This is a genomic window from Enterobacter sp. 22466, assembly GCF_052044775.1.
Taxonomy (GTDB): domain Bacteria; phylum Pseudomonadota; class Gammaproteobacteria; order Enterobacterales; family Enterobacteriaceae; genus Enterobacter; species Enterobacter dissolvens.
In genome coordinates this window covers 1-542 of record NZ_JBQENX010000045.1, presented here as the reverse complement: position 1 = coordinate 542, position 542 = coordinate 1, and the positions used below count along the sequence as shown (strand labels likewise).

The window sequence follows — 542 nt, the reverse complement described above, 5'->3', positions numbered from 1 at the left end:
TCGGACACTAAATGAATACCAAGTCTCAACGAGTGAACACGTAATTCATTACGAAGTTTAATTCATTGAGCATCAAACTTTTAAATTGAAGAGTTTGATCATGGCTCAGATTGAACGCTGGCGGCAGGCCTAACACATGCAAGTCGAACGGTAGCACAGAGAGCTTGCTCTCGGGTGACGAGTGGCGGACGGGTGAGTAATGTCTGGGAAACTGCCTGATGGAGGGGGATAACTACTGGAAACGGTAGCTAATACCGCATAACGTCGCAAGACCAAAGAGGGGGACCTTCGGGCCTCTTGCCATCAGATGTGCCCAGATGGGATTAGCTAGTAGGTGGGGTAACGGCTCACCTAGGCGACGATCCCTAGCTGGTCTGAGAGGATGACCAGCCACACTGGAACTGAGACACGGTCCAGACTCCTACGGGAGGCAGCAGTGGGGAATATTGCACAATGGGCGCAAGCCTGATGCAGCCATGCCGCGTGTATGAAGAAGGCCTTCGGGTTGTAAAGTACTTTCAGCGGGGAGGAAGGTGTTGTGG

General features: G+C 52.0%; 1 rRNA gene. It reads left to right on the top strand.

Annotated features, from left to right (window positions below):
* Window positions 1-82 precede the first annotated feature (82 nt).
* A 16S ribosomal RNA gene (locus ACTJJI_RS26220) occupies window positions 83-542 on the top strand; the annotation flags it as partial.